The sequence below is a fragment of the Pseudomonas sp. NPDC090752 genome (genome assembly GCF_055584805.1).
In genome coordinates this window covers 138,521-152,732 of the sequence record NZ_JBVJLI010000016.1, presented here as the reverse complement: position 1 = coordinate 152,732, position 14,212 = coordinate 138,521, and the positions used below count along the sequence as shown (strand labels likewise).

General features: G+C 61.6%; 16 protein-coding genes. 9 read left to right on the top strand and 7 right to left on the bottom strand.

What is annotated here, in order from left to right:
- Positions 1-166: 166 nt before the first annotated feature.
- Positions 167-1,366, bottom strand: a complete 1,200-nt coding sequence (gene tyrS, locus ACZ6YA_RS20535; protein WP_465898914.1) for a tyrosine--tRNA ligase — start codon at positions 1,364-1,366, stop codon at positions 167-169.
- Between the two features lie 215 nt (positions 1,367-1,581).
- On the opposite strand from tyrS, the gene ACZ6YA_RS20530 reads away from it, so the two are divergent.
- On the top strand, positions 1,582-3,000 hold the full coding sequence (locus ACZ6YA_RS20530; protein ID WP_465898912.1) for a peptidoglycan DD-metalloendopeptidase family protein: 1,419 nt from the start codon (positions 1,582-1,584) through the stop codon (positions 2,998-3,000).
- Between the two features lie 4 nt (positions 3,001-3,004).
- Positions 3,005-4,096 carry an anhydro-N-acetylmuramic acid kinase gene (locus ACZ6YA_RS20525; protein WP_465898910.1) on the top strand — a complete coding sequence of 364 codons (1,092 nt, stop codon included), beginning with the start codon at positions 3,005-3,007 and terminating at the stop codon, positions 4,094-4,096.
- A gap of 53 nt (positions 4,097-4,149) precedes the next feature.
- Here the strand turns inward: ACZ6YA_RS20525 and erpA are convergent, their stop codons facing one another.
- Both erpA and argC read right to left on the bottom strand, forming a co-directional pair.
- Positions 4,150-4,500, bottom strand: coding sequence for an iron-sulfur cluster insertion protein ErpA (gene erpA / locus ACZ6YA_RS20520; protein WP_400798381.1), 351 nt, complete (start codon positions 4,498-4,500; stop codon positions 4,150-4,152).
- A 146-nt stretch (positions 4,501-4,646) separates the two neighbouring features.
- Positions 4,647-5,681, bottom strand: coding sequence for an N-acetyl-gamma-glutamyl-phosphate reductase (argC, locus tag ACZ6YA_RS20515; protein ID WP_465898909.1), 1,035 nt, complete (start codon positions 5,679-5,681; stop codon positions 4,647-4,649).
- Positions 5,682-5,823: 142 nt separating this feature from the next.
- Between argC and hemJ the strand changes: the two genes are divergently transcribed.
- The 6 genes from hemJ (at position 5,824) to ACZ6YA_RS20485 (ending at position 10,253) form a co-directional block, all read left to right on the top strand.
- Positions 5,824-6,249: a protoporphyrinogen oxidase HemJ gene (gene hemJ / locus ACZ6YA_RS20510; protein ID WP_403131417.1), complete on the top strand. Its 426-nt coding sequence runs from the start codon at positions 5,824-5,826 to the stop codon at positions 6,247-6,249.
- 30 nt (positions 6,250-6,279) lie between these two features.
- Positions 6,280-7,236, top strand: a complete 957-nt coding sequence (locus ACZ6YA_RS20505) for an NAD(P)H-dependent flavin oxidoreductase (protein ID WP_465898908.1) — start codon at positions 6,280-6,282, stop codon at positions 7,234-7,236.
- A 67-nt stretch (positions 7,237-7,303) separates the two neighbouring features.
- Positions 7,304-8,086: an SDR family NAD(P)-dependent oxidoreductase gene (locus ACZ6YA_RS20500; protein ID WP_465898907.1), complete on the top strand. Its 783-nt coding sequence runs from the start codon at positions 7,304-7,306 to the stop codon at positions 8,084-8,086.
- 64 nt (positions 8,087-8,150) lie between these two features.
- Complete coding sequence (locus ACZ6YA_RS20495; RefSeq protein ID WP_465898906.1) at positions 8,151-8,489, top strand: histidine triad nucleotide-binding protein; 339 nt, start codon at positions 8,151-8,153, stop codon at positions 8,487-8,489.
- Positions 8,490-8,555: 66 nt separating this feature from the next.
- Complete coding sequence (gene coq7, locus ACZ6YA_RS20490) at positions 8,556-9,203, top strand: 2-polyprenyl-3-methyl-6-methoxy-1,4-benzoquinone monooxygenase (protein WP_400798366.1); 648 nt, start codon at positions 8,556-8,558, stop codon at positions 9,201-9,203.
- A gap of 9 nt (positions 9,204-9,212) precedes the next feature.
- Positions 9,213-10,253 carry a DUF2157 domain-containing protein gene (locus ACZ6YA_RS20485; RefSeq protein WP_465898905.1) on the top strand — a complete coding sequence of 347 codons (1,041 nt, stop codon included), beginning with the start codon at positions 9,213-9,215 and terminating at the stop codon, positions 10,251-10,253.
- A gap of 39 nt (positions 10,254-10,292) precedes the next feature.
- On the opposite strand, the gene ACZ6YA_RS20480 is transcribed toward ACZ6YA_RS20485, so the two are convergent.
- Positions 10,293-10,715: an OsmC family protein gene (locus ACZ6YA_RS20480; RefSeq protein ID WP_039602515.1), complete on the bottom strand. Its 423-nt coding sequence runs from the start codon at positions 10,713-10,715 to the stop codon at positions 10,293-10,295.
- Between the two features lie 192 nt (positions 10,716-10,907).
- On the opposite strand from ACZ6YA_RS20480, the gene crp reads away from it, so the two are divergent.
- The gene (crp, locus tag ACZ6YA_RS20475; protein ID WP_465898904.1) at positions 10,908-11,552 is read left to right on the top strand and encodes a cAMP-activated global transcriptional regulator CRP; all 645 of its coding nucleotides are present in this window, start codon (positions 10,908-10,910) and stop codon (positions 11,550-11,552) included.
- Here crp and ACZ6YA_RS20470 read toward each other — a convergent pair.
- The 3 genes from ACZ6YA_RS20470 to trpD form a co-directional block, all read right to left on the bottom strand.
- Positions 11,549-12,253, bottom strand: a complete 705-nt coding sequence (locus tag ACZ6YA_RS20470) for a lipoate--protein ligase family protein (protein ID WP_465898903.1) — start codon at positions 12,251-12,253, stop codon at positions 11,549-11,551. The two genes, crp and ACZ6YA_RS20470, sit on opposite strands and share 4 nt — an antisense overlap.
- Before the next feature lie 75 nt (positions 12,254-12,328).
- Positions 12,329-13,162: an indole-3-glycerol phosphate synthase TrpC gene (gene trpC / locus ACZ6YA_RS20465; protein WP_465898902.1), complete on the bottom strand. Its 834-nt coding sequence runs from the start codon at positions 13,160-13,162 to the stop codon at positions 12,329-12,331.
- A complete protein-coding gene (gene trpD, locus ACZ6YA_RS20460; protein WP_465898901.1) occupies positions 13,159-14,208 on the bottom strand; it encodes an anthranilate phosphoribosyltransferase in 1,050 nt (349 codons plus the stop codon). The genes trpC and trpD overlap by 4 nt, the downstream gene beginning before the upstream one ends.
- Positions 14,209-14,212: the final 4 nt, after the last annotated feature.

Here is a 14,212-nt window from a genome sequence, read left to right as displayed (position 1 = left end):
GAATCTCAAGGAGTTTCTCGTTCCGTTGTCGCTGGAAGTGGGGCGCATTATAAGGGGATTCGAAAGTGCGTCAAGGCTTAATTTCAAGAAACCTTCATATTGCTGAAAAACAAAGCGGGGGGGCCTGTCGGCCTCCCCGCTTCTATATAGCTACACCATCAAGCGGTCATTCAGCCTTCAACGTAACCCGGCCAAACGCTTTCTTGCCCGCCTGGCAAACGTGAGTGGCACCGAGCGCAAACATGAAGTCGCGATCAACCACCGAACCATCGACCTTCACGGCGCCACCATTAAGTAGATCCCGAGCCTGCGCCGAGTTCTTCACCAGGCCCGCACGGTTCAATACAGCGGCGATTGGCAAGTCTTCAGCTGCAGCAACCTCGATCTCGGGCAGGTTCTCCGGCAACTCACCCTCTTTCATACGGTTGCCCGCCGCACGGTGAGCGTTGGCAGCAGCCTCTTCACCATGGAAGCGCGCCACAATCTCTTCCGCCAGCTTGATCTTGATGTCGCGAGGGTTCGCGCCATTGGCGACATCGGCACGGAATTGCTCGATCTCTTCCATCGAACGGAAGCTCAACAGCTCGAAGTAACGCCACATAAGCGTGTCCGGGATAGACACCAGCTTGCTGTACATCACACCCGGCGCTTCCTGGATACCTACATAGTTGCCCAGCGACTTGGACATCTTCTTCACGCCGTCGAGCCCTTCGAGCAACGGCATGGTCACGATGTTCTGTGCTTCCTGGCCATAGGAGCGCTGCAGCTCGCGCCCCATCAGCAGGTTGAACTTCTGGTCAGTCCCACCCAGCTCCACGTCAGCATTCAGCGCCACCGAGTCATACCCCTGCACCAGCGGGTAGAGGAACTCGTGAATGGCGATCGGCTGGTTGGTGGTGTAACGCTTGTCGAAGTCATCGCGCTCGAGCATGCGCGCCACGGTGTACTGCGATGCGAGGCGAATAAAATCGGCCGGCGTCAGCTTGTCCATCCAGGTGGAGTTGAAGGCCACCTCGGTCTTGGCCGGGTCAAGGATCTTGAAGACCTGCTGTTTATAGGTCTCGGCGTTATCCAGGACCTGCTCACGGGTCAACGGCGGGCGCGTGGCGCTCTTGCCGCTCGGGTCGCCGATCATCCCGGTGAAGTCACCAATCAGGAAGATGACCTGGTGGCCCAGCTCCTGGAACTGGCGCAGCTTGTTGATCAGCACGGTGTGCCCCAGGTGCAAGTCAGGCGCGGTCGGATCGAAACCTGCCTTGATACGCAGGGGCTGGCCGCGCTTGAGCTTCTCCACCAGTTCCGACTCGACCAACACTTCTTCAGCACCGCGCTTGATAAGCGCCAGCTGCTCTTCAACCGACTTCATAGACAGACCCGCAAGGCTCAGATTCAAGGGGAGCCAACCATACAAGATCGGCCATCAAATACAAGTTTCGCAATGGAATGTGACCTGACCGCAGGCATGCGGCGTCTACGCGCCCTTGCGTGAAACTGGATTTGGTTATATTTTATACAGTTATTTCATCTTCATCATGTCATTCATCTTTTCCATATTCATTTTTCTTCAAAAGTCACCTACCTATGACCAACGAAACGCCTAAAGCGCCCCCGCTTTATCCGAAAAGCCATCTGTTGGCCGCCAGTGGCATCGCCGCCCTGCTCAGCCTGGCCCTGCTGGTATTCCCTTCCAGCGAAGTCGAAGCCAAGAAGACTACCCTCAGCCTCGAACTGGAAAGCCCGGCCGAGCAGCTGAAGGACGAATCCAACGCCGCCCCTCTGGTACAGGCCGGAGCCGATCAGGGCTCGCCTTTCGCACAGATCGAAGGCGCCGAATCGAAAACCGAACAAACCGCACAACAAACGCCCGCAGCCGAGCAGAAGCCTGAGGCCAAGGAGCCTGGGCACCGTGAAGTCACCGTGGCGCGCGGCGACACGCTGTCGACCCTGTTCGCCAAGGTTGGCTTGCCCGCCAATGCCGTGCACGACCTACTGGCCAGCAGCAAGCAGGCCAAGCAGTTCAGCCAGCTAAAGCACGGCCAGGTACTGCAGTTCGAGCTCGACAAGGAAGGTCAGCTGGCCAGCCTGCACAGCAAGGTCAGCAACCTTGAAACCATTCGCCTGACCAAAACCGTCAAGGGCTATACCTTCGACCGCGAAATCAGCAAGCCGCTGGTACGTACCGCGTATGCCCATGGCGTGATCAAGAGCTCGCTGTCGGCCTCGGCCCAGCGTGCCGGGCTGTCCCACAGCATGACCATGGACATGGCCAAGGTGCTTGGCTACGACATCGACTTCGCTCAGGACATCCGCCCAGGCGACGAATTTGACGTGGTCTACGAGCAGAAGGTCATGGACGGCAAGGTCGTCGGCACCGGCAACATTCTCTCCGCGCGCTTCACCAACCGCGGCAAGACCTACACCGCCGTGCGATACACCAACAAACAAGGCAACACCAGCTACTACACTGCCGACGGCAACAGCCTGCGCAAGGCATTCATCCGTACGCCAGTGGACTTTGCCCGCATCAGCTCGCGCTTTTCCGCTGGCCGTAAGCATCCGATTCTGAACAAGATCCGCGCGCACAAGGGCGTCGACTACGCCGCACCACGTGGCACGCCGATCAAGGCAGCCGGTGACGGCCGCATCGAATTGGCCGGTCGCCGTGGTGGCTACGGCAACACCGTGATCATCGCCCACGGTAACAGTTACAAGACGCTCTACGGCCACATGCAGGGCTTTGCCAAGGGCATCAAGACCGGCAGCAGCGTGAAACAGGGGCAGATCATTGGCTACATCGGCACCACCGGCCTGTCCACCGGCCCACACCTGCACTACGAGTTCCAGGTCAACGGCGTGCACGTCGACCCGCTGAGCCAGAAAGTGCCGATGGCCGACCCGATTGCCAAGGCCGAACGCCAGCGCTTCCTGCAGCAGAGCCAGCCACTGGTCGCCCGCATGGACCAGGAAAAAGCCACCCTGCTCGCCGCGAACAAGCGCTGATCGTATGGCGCTCTTCCTGGGGGTGATGTCCGGTACCAGCCTCGATGGCCTGGACATCGCCTTGGTCGAACAAGGCGAGCAGCTCGAACTGCTTGCCACCCATTACCTGCCAATGCCCGGCGACCTGCGCCAGCAGTTGCTTGCCCTGTGCGCCAGTGGGCCTGACGAAATCGCTCGCGCTGCACTGGCGGAGAACCGCTGGGCCAGCCTGGCGGGCGAAGGGGTCCAGCAACTACTGGCCAAACAAGGGCTCAAGGCAGAAAGCATCCGCGCCATTGGCAGCCACGGCCAAACCATCCGACATGAGCCTGCCAGGGGCTTCACCGTGCAGATCGGCAACCCGGCGTTGCTCGCCGAGCTCACCGGGATCAGCGTGGTGGCCGATTTCCGCCGCCGCGATGTGGCAGCGGGCGGCCAAGGTGCGCCGCTGGTGCCGGCGTTTCATGAAGCGCTGTTCAGCCACCTGGGCCAGCGCTTGGCCGTACTCAACGTCGGCGGCTTCAGCAACCTCAGCCTGCTCGAGCACGACAAGCCGGTACACGGCTTCGACTGCGGGCCGGGCAACGTGTTGCTGGATGCCTGGATCGAGCGAAAGCACGGCCAGCCGTATGATGCCGATGGTGCTTGGGCCGCCAGTGGCATCGTGCAGGCGGATTTGCTCAGCAGCCTGCTAGGCGACCCGTTCTTCGCCGGAACGGGCCCGAAGAGTACCGGCCGCGAAGTGTTCAACCTGTCTTGGCTGGATGGCCACCTCGCCCGCCTGCCGCACTACCGTGATGAAGATGTACAGGCCACGCTGCTGGAGTTGACCGCACGCAGCATCATCGAGTCCCTCGATAACGCCCAGCAAGGCACCGAAGCACTTTTGGTGTGTGGTGGCGGAGCGCGCAATGGTGCTTTGATGAACCGCCTTCGTGCGCTACTGCCCAACGCCCAGGTCACCAGTACCGGGGCACATGGCGTCGACCCAGACTGGGTCGAGGCCATGGCCTTTGCCTGGCTCGCCCATTGCTGCCTGGAAGGGATCGCTGCCAATCGCCCCAGTGTGACGGCAGCCAAGGGGTTACGGGTACTGGGTGCGATCTATCCAGCCTGATTCCACAATGAAAACGCCGCGCAATTGCGCGGCGTTTTTCGTTCAGCCAGGGCTCAGATCGAGAACGATGAACCGCAGCCACAGGTGGTCGAGGCATTCGGGTTCTTGATCACGAAACGCGAACCTTCCAGACCTTCCTGATAATCCACCTCGGCGCCTGCCAGGTACTGGAAGCTCATGGGATCGACCACTAGCGACACACCTTCGCGCTCGACGATGGTGTCATCTTCAGCCACATCCTCATCGAAGGTGAAGCCGTACTGGAAACCCGAGCAGCCGCCACCAGTCACGAAAACCCGCAGCTTCAGGCGATCATTGCCTTCTTCGGAAACCAGGGTCTTCACCTTGTGCGCGGCGCCTTGGGTGAACTCCAAAGCCGTGGGGGTGAAGGTTTCGACGCTCATGTTGATTCTCCCGGCGCAGTTGCCGCCATAAAACTCGATAACGCGCATTATCCGCTTCTCCGAGAAAATCGGTCAAGAATTGTGCGGCTTTAGTCGCGGCAAACAAAAAGGCCCGCACATGGCGGGCCTTTTCGACTGGCAAACGCTTACGGCAGCAGGCCGGCGTGGGACAGCCCCATGCGTTCGTCCAGGCCGAACAGGATGTTCAGGTTCTGCACCGCCTGGCCGGACGCGCCCTTGACCAGGTTGTCGATGACCGACAGCACCACTACCAGGTCGCCACCCTGCGGGCGATGAACAGCGATACGGCAGACGTTGGCACCGCGCACGCTACGGGTTTCCGGGTGGCTGCCAGCTGGCATTACATCGACGAACGGTTCGTTCGCATAGCGCTCTTCGAACAGTGCCTGCAGATCGACAGACTTGTCAGCGACCGTTGCGTACAGGGTGGAGTGAATGCCGCGAATCATTGGCGTAAGGTGGGGTACGAAGGTCAGGCCAATGTCCGTTCCTGCGGCCAGGCGCAAGCCTTGGCTGATTTCCGGCAGGTGGCGGTGCCCCTTGACCGCATAGGCCTTCATGCTTTCGCCCGACTCACAGAACAGCGAGCCCACCGCAGCGCCACGGCCAGCACCACTAACGCCCGACTTGCAGTCGGCGATCAAGCGCGACGGGTCGGCCAGGCCGGCTTCGAGCAGCGGCAGGAAGCCCAGTTGGGTAGCGGTCGGGTAGCACCCTGGCACAGCAATCAGGCGCGCTTGGCGGATCTTCTCACGGTTGACTTCCGGCAGGCCGTAGACGGCATCCTTGAGCAGCTCTGGCGCGCCGTGTGGCTGACCGTACCACTTGCCCCACTCGGCAGCATCCTGCAGACGGAAGTCGGCGGACAAGTCGATGACCTTGGTTCCGGCGGCCAGCAACTCACCGGCCAGGGCGTGGGCGACACCGTGCGGGGTAGCGAAGAACACCACGTCACAGGCTGCCAGCGCCTTGCTGTCCGGCACGCTGAACGCCAGGCCATCGTAGTGGCCGCGCAGGTTCGGGTACATGTCGGCGACCGCCACGCCGGCCTCGGAACGCGAAGTGATGACGGCCACTTCGGCCTGTGGATGCTGCGCCAGCAGACGCAACAGTTCGACCCCGGTGTAACCCGTGCCGCCGACGATACCGACCTTGATCATAACGCTTGCCCCTTATCAACGAGCCGTCTGGAAAGCGCACGATAATAGGGGCGTGGGGCGTCTGTAACAACTCTTCGGGTGACCCTTCGGGCGCTTGGCCTCTACTATCTGACGACCGTGAATACCTGAAGGAACTCTCTAAATGCTTTACCTATGGATCAAAGCGCTGCACATCGTCAGCGTGGTCTGCTGGTTCGCCGGCCTGTTCTACCTGCCGCGGCTGTTCGTCTACCACGCCCAGAGCGAGGACAGCATCAGCCAGGAACGCTTCACGACCATGGAGCGCAAGTTGTACCGCGGCATCATGAACCCAGCGATGATCGCCACCTATGTGTTCGGTGCCTGGATGCTGTACCTCACCCCCGGCTGGCTTAGCCAGGGCTGGTTGCACGCCAAGCTCACCCTGGTGATCCTGCTCACCGGCTACCATCACATCTGTGGCGCCCAGCGCAAACGCTTCGCCAATGGCACCAACACCCGCAGCCATGTGTACTACCGCTGGTTCAACGAGGTGCCGGTGCTGATCCTGTTGGGCATCGTAATTCTCGTGGTGGTCAAACCGTTCTGACGATAACCGTCCTGCACTGGAGCCTTGCCCATGTCCCTACCCGCTTCGCTCGAACAACGCCTGCGCTTGCCGGTGGTGGCCGCGCCGATGTTCCTGATTTCCAACCCTCAGTTGGTCCTGGCCTGTTGCGGCAGCGGCGTGGTCGGCAGCTTCCCGGCCCTGAACCAGCGCGATAGCGCCGGTTTCAAGGCCTGGCTCGAAGAAATCGAAGCGGGCCTGGAACAGTTGCCAGCACCAGCGCCGTATGCGGTAAACCTGATCGTCCACCCCACCAACCCGCGTCTGCAGGCTGACCTGGCGCTGTGCGTCGAACATCGCGTACCGATCGTCATCACCAGCCTGGGCGCAGTAAAGGAAGTGGTGGATGCCGTGCACAGCTACGGCGGCCTGGTGTTCCATGACGTAACCACACGGCGGCATGCCGAGAAAGCCGCCGAGGCCGGCGTCGATGGCCTGATCGCCGTGGCGGCAGGTGCCGGTGGACATGCCGGTACCTGGAGCCCGTTCGCCCTGGCGGCTGAAATCCGCCAGTTCTTCGACAAGACCCTGCTACTGGCCGGCTGCATCAATCACGGCCACGAGATTCTCGCCGCTAAGGTACTGGGCGCCGACCTGGCCTATATGGGGACGCGGTTCATCGCCACCCAAGAGAGCCACGCGCAGGATGCGTATAAACAGATGCTGCTCAATGCTCATGCCGCAGACATCGTCCACACCCCTGCAGTGTCCGGCATCCCGGCGAGCTTCCTGCGCCCGAGCTTGGAGCAGGCCGGCTATGACATGACCGCGCTGAAAACCGGCCACGAACAAGGCAAGCTCAAACCCATCGATGATGAAGCCAAGGCCTGGAAAACGGTCTGGTCCGCCGGCCAGGGCGTAGGCGATATCAATGATTTGCCAACCGCCGCAGCATTGATCGAACGCCTGCACAGCGAGTACCTGGCAGCCCTGGAACGTAGCCACGCATTGCACATCAAGGCCTTTTAGCAAAAGGCAACACCTTGCCGGGCCAAGCTGTACACTAAGCGCCCTCTTCAGCCCCCAGGAGCCTTGCATGACCCGTTACGCCATGATCACTGGTGCTTCCAGCGGCCTGGGCTTGGCCCTTGCGGAAGCCCTGGCGCGGCGCGGGCGCAACCTGATCCTGGTGGCACGCCATCGCGAAACCCTGGAGCCGGTGGCCATCGAGCTGACCCAGCGGTTTGGCGTCGAAGTATTGTTCCGCGCTTGCGACCTCAGCCAGCCGCTGCGCCTGTCCGGGTTCGTGCTTGAACTGGAAGAAGGCGAACGGCGCATCGACCTGTTGGTCAACTGCGCCGGCCAACGTACCTACGGCCCCTTCCTCGCCCACGAATGGGCGGACGAACAAGACCTGCTGGAAGTGAACATCCTTGCCCTGAGCCGCCTGTGCCACGCCATCGGCAACCTCATGGCAGTACAAGGCGGGGGGCAAATCCTCAATGTCGCCGCAATGGCCGCTGTAGCACCGGGCCCGACGATGGCCACATACGCTGCCAGTAAGGCCTACGTGATGCATTTCTCTGAAGCCTTGCGCGAAGAACTGAAACCCACCGGTATCAAGGTTTCAGTCCTGTGCCCCGGCCCGGTGCGTTCTTCGCGCCGCCGCATCCCCAGGCTCGAAGGCAATAGCCGCTGCCAGAGCCCCGAAGAAGTGGCGCTGTACACCGTGCGCGCACTGGCCAGGAACCGTGCGTTGATCATGCCCGGACGCCGCAACCGCTGGTTGGCGTTTGCCCCTCGGCTGCTGCCGCGCTGGCTAACACGCAAAGTCGCTGGCCTCATCCATCGCCGTTACTGCCCCGTCGGAATGGAATAGCCACTGGGCGAGTGGCGCCTGGCTCAGTACACTCGGCCGGGACACTCACCATGGAGCAAGTGCTGTGGACGATTTATTCCTTAGAATCATCAACCGGGAAATCCCGGCAGACATCATCTACGAAGATGACCAGATCCTGGCCTTCAAGGACATTGCCCCAGCGGCGCCTGTGCACTTCCTGGTCATCCCGAAGAAACACATCCGTACCCTGAATGACTTGACCGAAGAGGACAAGGCCTTGGCCGGCCATATTCTGTTCACCGCACAGCGCCTTGCGGTCGAGCAAGGCTGTGAAGAAGGCTTCCGTGTGGTCATGAATTGCAACCCGAAGGGCGGCCAGACCGTTTACCACATCCATATGCACGTGCTCGGCCAGCGCCAGATGAACTGGCCGCCGGGCTGACCCAAGGCAAGCCCGCCCCGGGCGATTGAGGTAGACTGTCGGGCATCACTTCAGCGGAGGTGCCCGATGGCTACCGAACGTCACTACTCGCCGCTCGACCGCTTGTTGCTGCAGGCCGATACCGCCATGCGCACCTTGCTGCCCTTCAGCGGCCAACCGTCCCGGCCGTCCCCGGCCATCGTCCAGCCGGACGTCGAACTGGACGACCAGCAGACCCGCCACATTGCCGGGCTCATGCGCATCAACCATACCGGCGAAGTCTGCGCCCAGGCGCTGTACCAGGGTCAGGCCCTGACCGCCAAGCTGCCGCAGGTGCGCAAGGCCATGGAGCATGCCGCGGAGGAAGAAATCGACCACCTGGCCTGGTGCGAGCAGCGCATCCGCCAGCTGGGTAGCCACCCGAGCGTGCTCAACCCGTTGTTCTACGGCATGTCGTTCGGCATCGGCGCCCTCGCCGGCCTGGTCAGCGACAAAGTCAGCCTGGGTTTCGTCGCCGCCACCGAGCATCAGGTGTGCAAGCACCTTGACGAACACCTGGAACAAATCCCCGACGAGGACGAAAAATCCCGCGCCATTCTCGAACAGATGCGCGTGGATGAAGAGCAACATGCCGAATCCGCCCTCGAAGCTGGCGGCTACCGCTTCCCTGCGCCAGTGCGTTTCGGCATGAGCATGCTGGCCAAGGTCATGACCAAGAGCACCTACCGCATCTGAGGCACGCCTATGACGGACCGAATCGACGCCAAGGACCTGGCGCGCGCCGTGCAAGCCGGTATTCTCCAGCCGGGCCAGGACCAGGCCCTGCTGGATTATCTGCGCCAGCAGCCAGTGACAGCTGGCAGCTTCCAACTGGCCCATGTCGCGTTCTACTTCGGCGCGCTGCTGATCATGGCAGCGATGGGCTGGTTGCTGACCGAGGCCTGGATGTTGATCGGTGATTGGGCGCTGCTGGCTATCGCTTCGCTGTACATCGCCGTGCTCACCCTGTTCGCCCTCAACCTGCAACGACGCCAACAGCCCATCGCTGCCGGTGTGCTGGCGGCAGTCGCGGTGAGTATCGTGCCATTGGCCGTGTTTGCCATCGAACGCTTGGCTGGCTGGTGGCCGCTGGACGACCGGCAAGTCGATTACCACCAGTACTACACCTATGTTCAGGGCGGCTGGCTGGCGATGGAAGCCGCTACGGTGGTCGCCGGTTTGCTGATGCTGCGCTTGATCCCCTACCCGTTCATCGTGATGCCGATCGCCGTCGCGTTGTGGTTCATGTCGATGGACCTGAGCGAGTGGGTGTTTGGCTCGCCGTTTAGCTGGGAACAACGGCGCACGGTTTCGCTGTGGTTCGGGCTCGGGCTGCTGCTGGTGTTCCTGCTGGTCGACGGCCGTACCCGCGAAGATTACGCCCACTGGGGCTACCTGGCCGGATTGGCGGCGTTCTGGGGTGGGCTGACGATGATGGAAAGCGACAGTGAACTGGGCAAGGCACTGTACTGCCTGATCAACCTTGGGCTGATGGCTATGGCGGTGCTGCTGCGCCGGCCGGTGTTCATGGTCTTCGGGGCGTTGGGGGTGGCGGCTTATCTGGGCTATCTGTCTTACGAGGTCTTTGCCGAATCATTGCTGTTCCCGGTCGTGGTTACGCTCATCGGACTGGGGGTTATCGGCTTGGGGCTGGCGTATCAGAAGCGGCGGGAGCACTTGAGCCAGTCATTGCGACGTTGTGTGCCACGCTGGCTGTTGATCGCCCTACCCGCCTTGCGCAACTGAAGATCGCCGGGGCCGCTTTGCGACCCCAGGATTTCGGACTTAACCCAACTCTACGATCTCGTAGCCGTGGGTGATTTCAACACCAGCGCGTTCCAGCATGATCGAGGCCGAGCAGTACTTCTCCGCCGACAACTCGACCGCACGCTTGACCTGCGCCTCTTTCAGCCCACGGCCTTTCACCACGAAGTTCATGTGGATCTTGGTGAATACCTTCGGGTCTTCGCTGGCGCGCTCGGCGTCCAGGAAGGCTTCGCAGCTTTCCACCGCCTGGCGCGATTTCTTCAGGATGCTGACCACGTCGAAGCTGCTGCAGCCGCCCAGGCCGAGCAGAAGCATTTCCATCGGGCGCACGCCCAGGTTACGGCCACCGGCCTCAGGCGGGCCATCCATTACCACCACATGGCCGCTCCCCGATTCACCGAGGAACATCGCTTCACCGGCCCACTGGATGCGTGCCTTCATCTGTCCGTACTCCTGGATTTCGCAAAAGGGTGTCAGCTTAAGCCTTGTATCGCTGTCGGAAAAGCTCAACACGCGTCGCATTAGTACCGAAACATCCTGCAGTGTCTGATAAGCTGGCGCCAATTGACTGACGCGTCGCGTTCAGTCAATCACTAACAAGAGCCTATGCGTCGCATCGAACAGGATTTCGTGATGGTTGCCTCCGCCCTACCCGCCAAGATCAAGAACATCGACAAGCTGCTGGTGCACTGCCAGCGCCGCCGCTACACCGCCAAGAGCAACATCATCTGCGCCGGTGATAGGGCCGAGACACTGTCGTTCATCATCAAAGGTTCGGTAACCATCATCATCGAGGATGATGAAGGCCACGAGATGATCATCGCCTACCTCAACAGTGGCGACTTCTTCGGCGAACTTGGCCTGTTCGAATCCGCAGGCAGCGACCAGCAGCGCAGTGCCTGGGTGCGCGCCAAGACCGAATGCGAAGTGGCTGAAATCAGCTACGAAAAATTCCGCGACCTAGCCCGCCACGACCCGGATATCCTCTACGCCCTCGGCAGCCAGATGGCTCAGCGCCTGCGCAACACCACACGCAAGGTAGGCGACCTGGCCTTCTTCGACGTCACCGGCCGTGTGGCCCGTTGCCTGCTCGACCTGTGCAAGCAGCCGGATGCCATGACCCACCCGGACGGCATGCAGATCAAGATCACCCGTCAGGAAATTGGCCGTATCGTCGGTTGTTCACGAGAAATGGTCGGCCGCGTGCTCAAAGACCTTGAGGAACGCAGCCTGGTGCATGTCAAAGGCAAGACCATGGTGGTCTACGGTACCCGTTAATCTTTAGGCAGGGCCGCCAGCACTTCGTCGTACGCCCGCGACAGGCGCTCGAACCAGGGCGCTTCGGGCGCCAACTCATGCAGGGCAATATGGCTGTCGGCCCGGCAGCGCTGCTCCAGCTCGCAACATTCATTGAAGCGGTTGACCGCCGCGACCATCGACTCGCGCTCGTTATCCAGCAGCAACGCACCGTGTACCAGCACCACCGGGCGCTTGCCGCCCATGCCCTGGCGCCAGCGCTGGGCGGTGCCGACCAGCTTGCGTCCATTGAGGTTGACGTTGTAACGACCATCGCAGAAGGCGCCGTCGATCTCGCCGACCGAGGCTACTGCGCCCCATTCGCGCAACACGTCGCACAGCGGCAGGCACAGGCGCTCGTAGGCGTTTTCGATGCGGCCGTGGTCGCCTTCGCTACGGGGTGCCACGTACACCAGCGCCACGTTTACCGTCGAATGCGACTGCGGTACCGGCTCACCGCCGGTTTCGCGCAGCAACACCGGCCAGCCAGCAATCGCCAGTTCCGAGCAGGCGGCCTCGAAGTTGTCCAGCCGGCTCATGCGTCGCGGCATGACCAGAGCATGGTCGGTGGGGCGCCAGAACAACACGCCACTTTCGCGTTCGCCACGGCAGACAGCGGCCAGCAGGTCCTGTTCGGCGTGCAGGCCTTGTTCGACAGTCAGGGCCAGAGGTTGGTCAGTCATCGTCCACCTTTGTAGTTATCACGAGCCCTGAACAGGGCCGACAAAAAAGCCGGCAAGTGCCGGCTTCAATGCTGATCAGTCCAGTTGCTGAACAGTCTTCTTCACCTGTTCGGGGAAGAACAGCCGCTGCAACTCCAGCCCCGGCTGCTCAGCCCGCATGAACGCTTCACCGACCAGGAACGAGTAGACCTCGTTGATCTCCATCAGCTCGACATCGGCACGATTGACGATGCCGCTTTCGGTGATGGCCAGGCGGTCACGTGGAATGCGCGGCAGCAGGTCGAGCGTCGTTTCAAGGCTGACTTCAAAGGTATGCAGGTTGCGGTTGTTGACCCCGACCAATGGCGTGTCGAGGGTCTTCAACGCACGCTCCAGTTCGTCGCCATCGTGGACTTCGACCAGCACATCGAGGCCAACATCCTTCGCGGTGGCGGCCAACTCGGCCATCTTCACGTCGTCCAGCGCCGAGACGATCAGCAACACGCAGTCGGCCCCCAGGGCACGGGCCTCGACGATCTGGTAAGGGTCAACCATGAAGTCCTTGCGGATCACCGGCAGCGCAACGGCGGCGCGCGCCTGCTGCAAGTACGCGTCAGCACCCTGGAAGTAGTCCACGTCAGTCAGCACCGACAGGCAGGTCGCCCCGCCCTTCTCATAGCTGACGGCAATGTCCGCCGGCACGAAGTTCTCGCGGATGACGCCCTTGCTTGGCGAAGCCTTCTTGATTTCGGCGATCACCGCAGGCTGCTTGCGCTTGGCCTGCTCGATCAACGCGTTGGCGAAACCGCGCGGAGCATCGGCCTCCTTGGCCAGGCGCTCCAGTTCGGCGAGGCTGACGCGCGCGCTGCGCTCGGTCACTTCCTGGAACTTGCGGGCGATGATCCTTTCCAGCACCGTCGGGACACTCATGCTTCGTTCTCCACCTTGAATACCGCTGTAAAGGCACCCAGCTCCTGCAGCTTTTCCCAGGCCAGCCCGGTGTGCAAGACGTCGTGGGCCAGTTCCACACCCTGCGCGAGGGTCATGGCATGATCGGCGGCATATAGCGCCGCGCCCGCATTGAGCACGATCATTTCCGCAGCCTTCTGGCCGTTCTCGGTCTTGCGTCGGCCCAACGCGTCCCGGATCAGTTCCAGCGACGCCTGCGGGCTCTCGACCGCCAGCCCGTGCAGGCTCTGGCTCTTCATGCCGAGGTCTTCAGGCTCGACCCAGTATTCAGTGATCTGGTCATTCTTCAGTTCGGCGACAAAGGTCGGTGCGGCGAGGCTGAATTCGTCCAGGCCGTCCTTCGAGTGCACCACCAGCACATGCTTGCTGCCCAGGCGCTGCAGCACTTCAGCCAGCGGGCGGCACAACGCTTGACTGAACACACCGACTACCTGGTGTTTCACACCGGCCGGATTCGTAAGCGGGCCCAGCATGTTGAACAGCGTGCGCAGGCCCATGTCGCGGCGCGGGCCGGCAGCATGTTTCATCGCGGAGTGATGCGTCTGGGCGAACATGAAGCCAATGCCGAGGCTGTCAATGCAGCGCCCGACCTGGGTTGGGGTCAGGTTCAGGTAGATGCCGGCGGCTTCCAGCAGGTCGGCACTGCCGCTCTTGCCGGAAACCGCGCGGTTGCCATGCTTGGCCACGGTGCAGCCCGCCGCCGCAAGGACGAACGCCGAGGCGGTGGACACATTGAATATGTTGGCACCATCACCGCCGGTGCCGACGATGTCGACCACGCCATCGAGGCTTTTAAGCTCGACCTTTTCGGCCAGCTCGCGCATCACCGAAACCGCGCCGACGATCTCGTCGATGCTCTCGCTCTTCATGCGCATCCCCATCATGAAGGCGCTGATCTGCGCTTCGGTGCATTGACCGGTCATGATCTGGCGCATCACATCGCGCATTTCTTCGGTGGAAAGGTCCAGGTGGCCGACGATACGGCTCAACGCGCTCTTGATATCCATGCTC

Coding starts and splice junctions, on each gene's coding strand:
- tyrS (WP_465898914.1), bottom strand. CDS start 1,366: ATGAAGTCGGTTGAAGAGCAGCTGGCGCTTATCAAGCGCGGTGCTGAA.
- ACZ6YA_RS20530 (WP_465898912.1), top strand. CDS start 1,582: ATGACCAACGAAACGCCTAAAGCGCCCCCGCTTTATCCGAAAAGCCAT.
- ACZ6YA_RS20525 (WP_465898910.1), top strand. CDS start 3,005: ATGGCGCTCTTCCTGGGGGTGATGTCCGGTACCAGCCTCGATGGCCTG.
- erpA (WP_400798381.1), bottom strand. CDS start 4,500: ATGAGCGTCGAAACCTTCACCCCCACGGCTTTGGAGTTCACCCAAGGC.
- argC (WP_465898909.1), bottom strand. CDS start 5,681: ATGATCAAGGTCGGTATCGTCGGCGGCACGGGTTACACCGGGGTCGAA.
- hemJ (WP_403131417.1), top strand. CDS start 5,824: ATGCTTTACCTATGGATCAAAGCGCTGCACATCGTCAGCGTGGTCTGC.
- ACZ6YA_RS20505 (WP_465898908.1), top strand. CDS start 6,280: ATGTCCCTACCCGCTTCGCTCGAACAACGCCTGCGCTTGCCGGTGGTG.
- ACZ6YA_RS20500 (WP_465898907.1), top strand. CDS start 7,304: ATGACCCGTTACGCCATGATCACTGGTGCTTCCAGCGGCCTGGGCTTG.
- coq7 (WP_400798366.1), top strand. CDS start 8,556: ATGGCTACCGAACGTCACTACTCGCCGCTCGACCGCTTGTTGCTGCAG.
- ACZ6YA_RS20485 (WP_465898905.1), top strand. CDS start 9,213: ATGACGGACCGAATCGACGCCAAGGACCTGGCGCGCGCCGTGCAAGCC.
- ACZ6YA_RS20480 (WP_039602515.1), bottom strand. CDS start 10,715: ATGAAGGCACGCATCCAGTGGGCCGGTGAAGCGATGTTCCTCGGTGAA.
- crp (WP_465898904.1), top strand. CDS start 10,908: ATGGTTGCCTCCGCCCTACCCGCCAAGATCAAGAACATCGACAAGCTG.
- ACZ6YA_RS20470 (WP_465898903.1), bottom strand. CDS start 12,253: ATGACTGACCAACCTCTGGCCCTGACTGTCGAACAAGGCCTGCACGCC.
- trpC (WP_465898902.1), bottom strand. CDS start 13,162: ATGAGTGTCCCGACGGTGCTGGAAAGGATCATCGCCCGCAAGTTCCAG.
- trpD (WP_465898901.1), bottom strand. CDS start 14,208: ATGGATATCAAGAGCGCGTTGAGCCGTATCGTCGGCCACCTGGACCTT.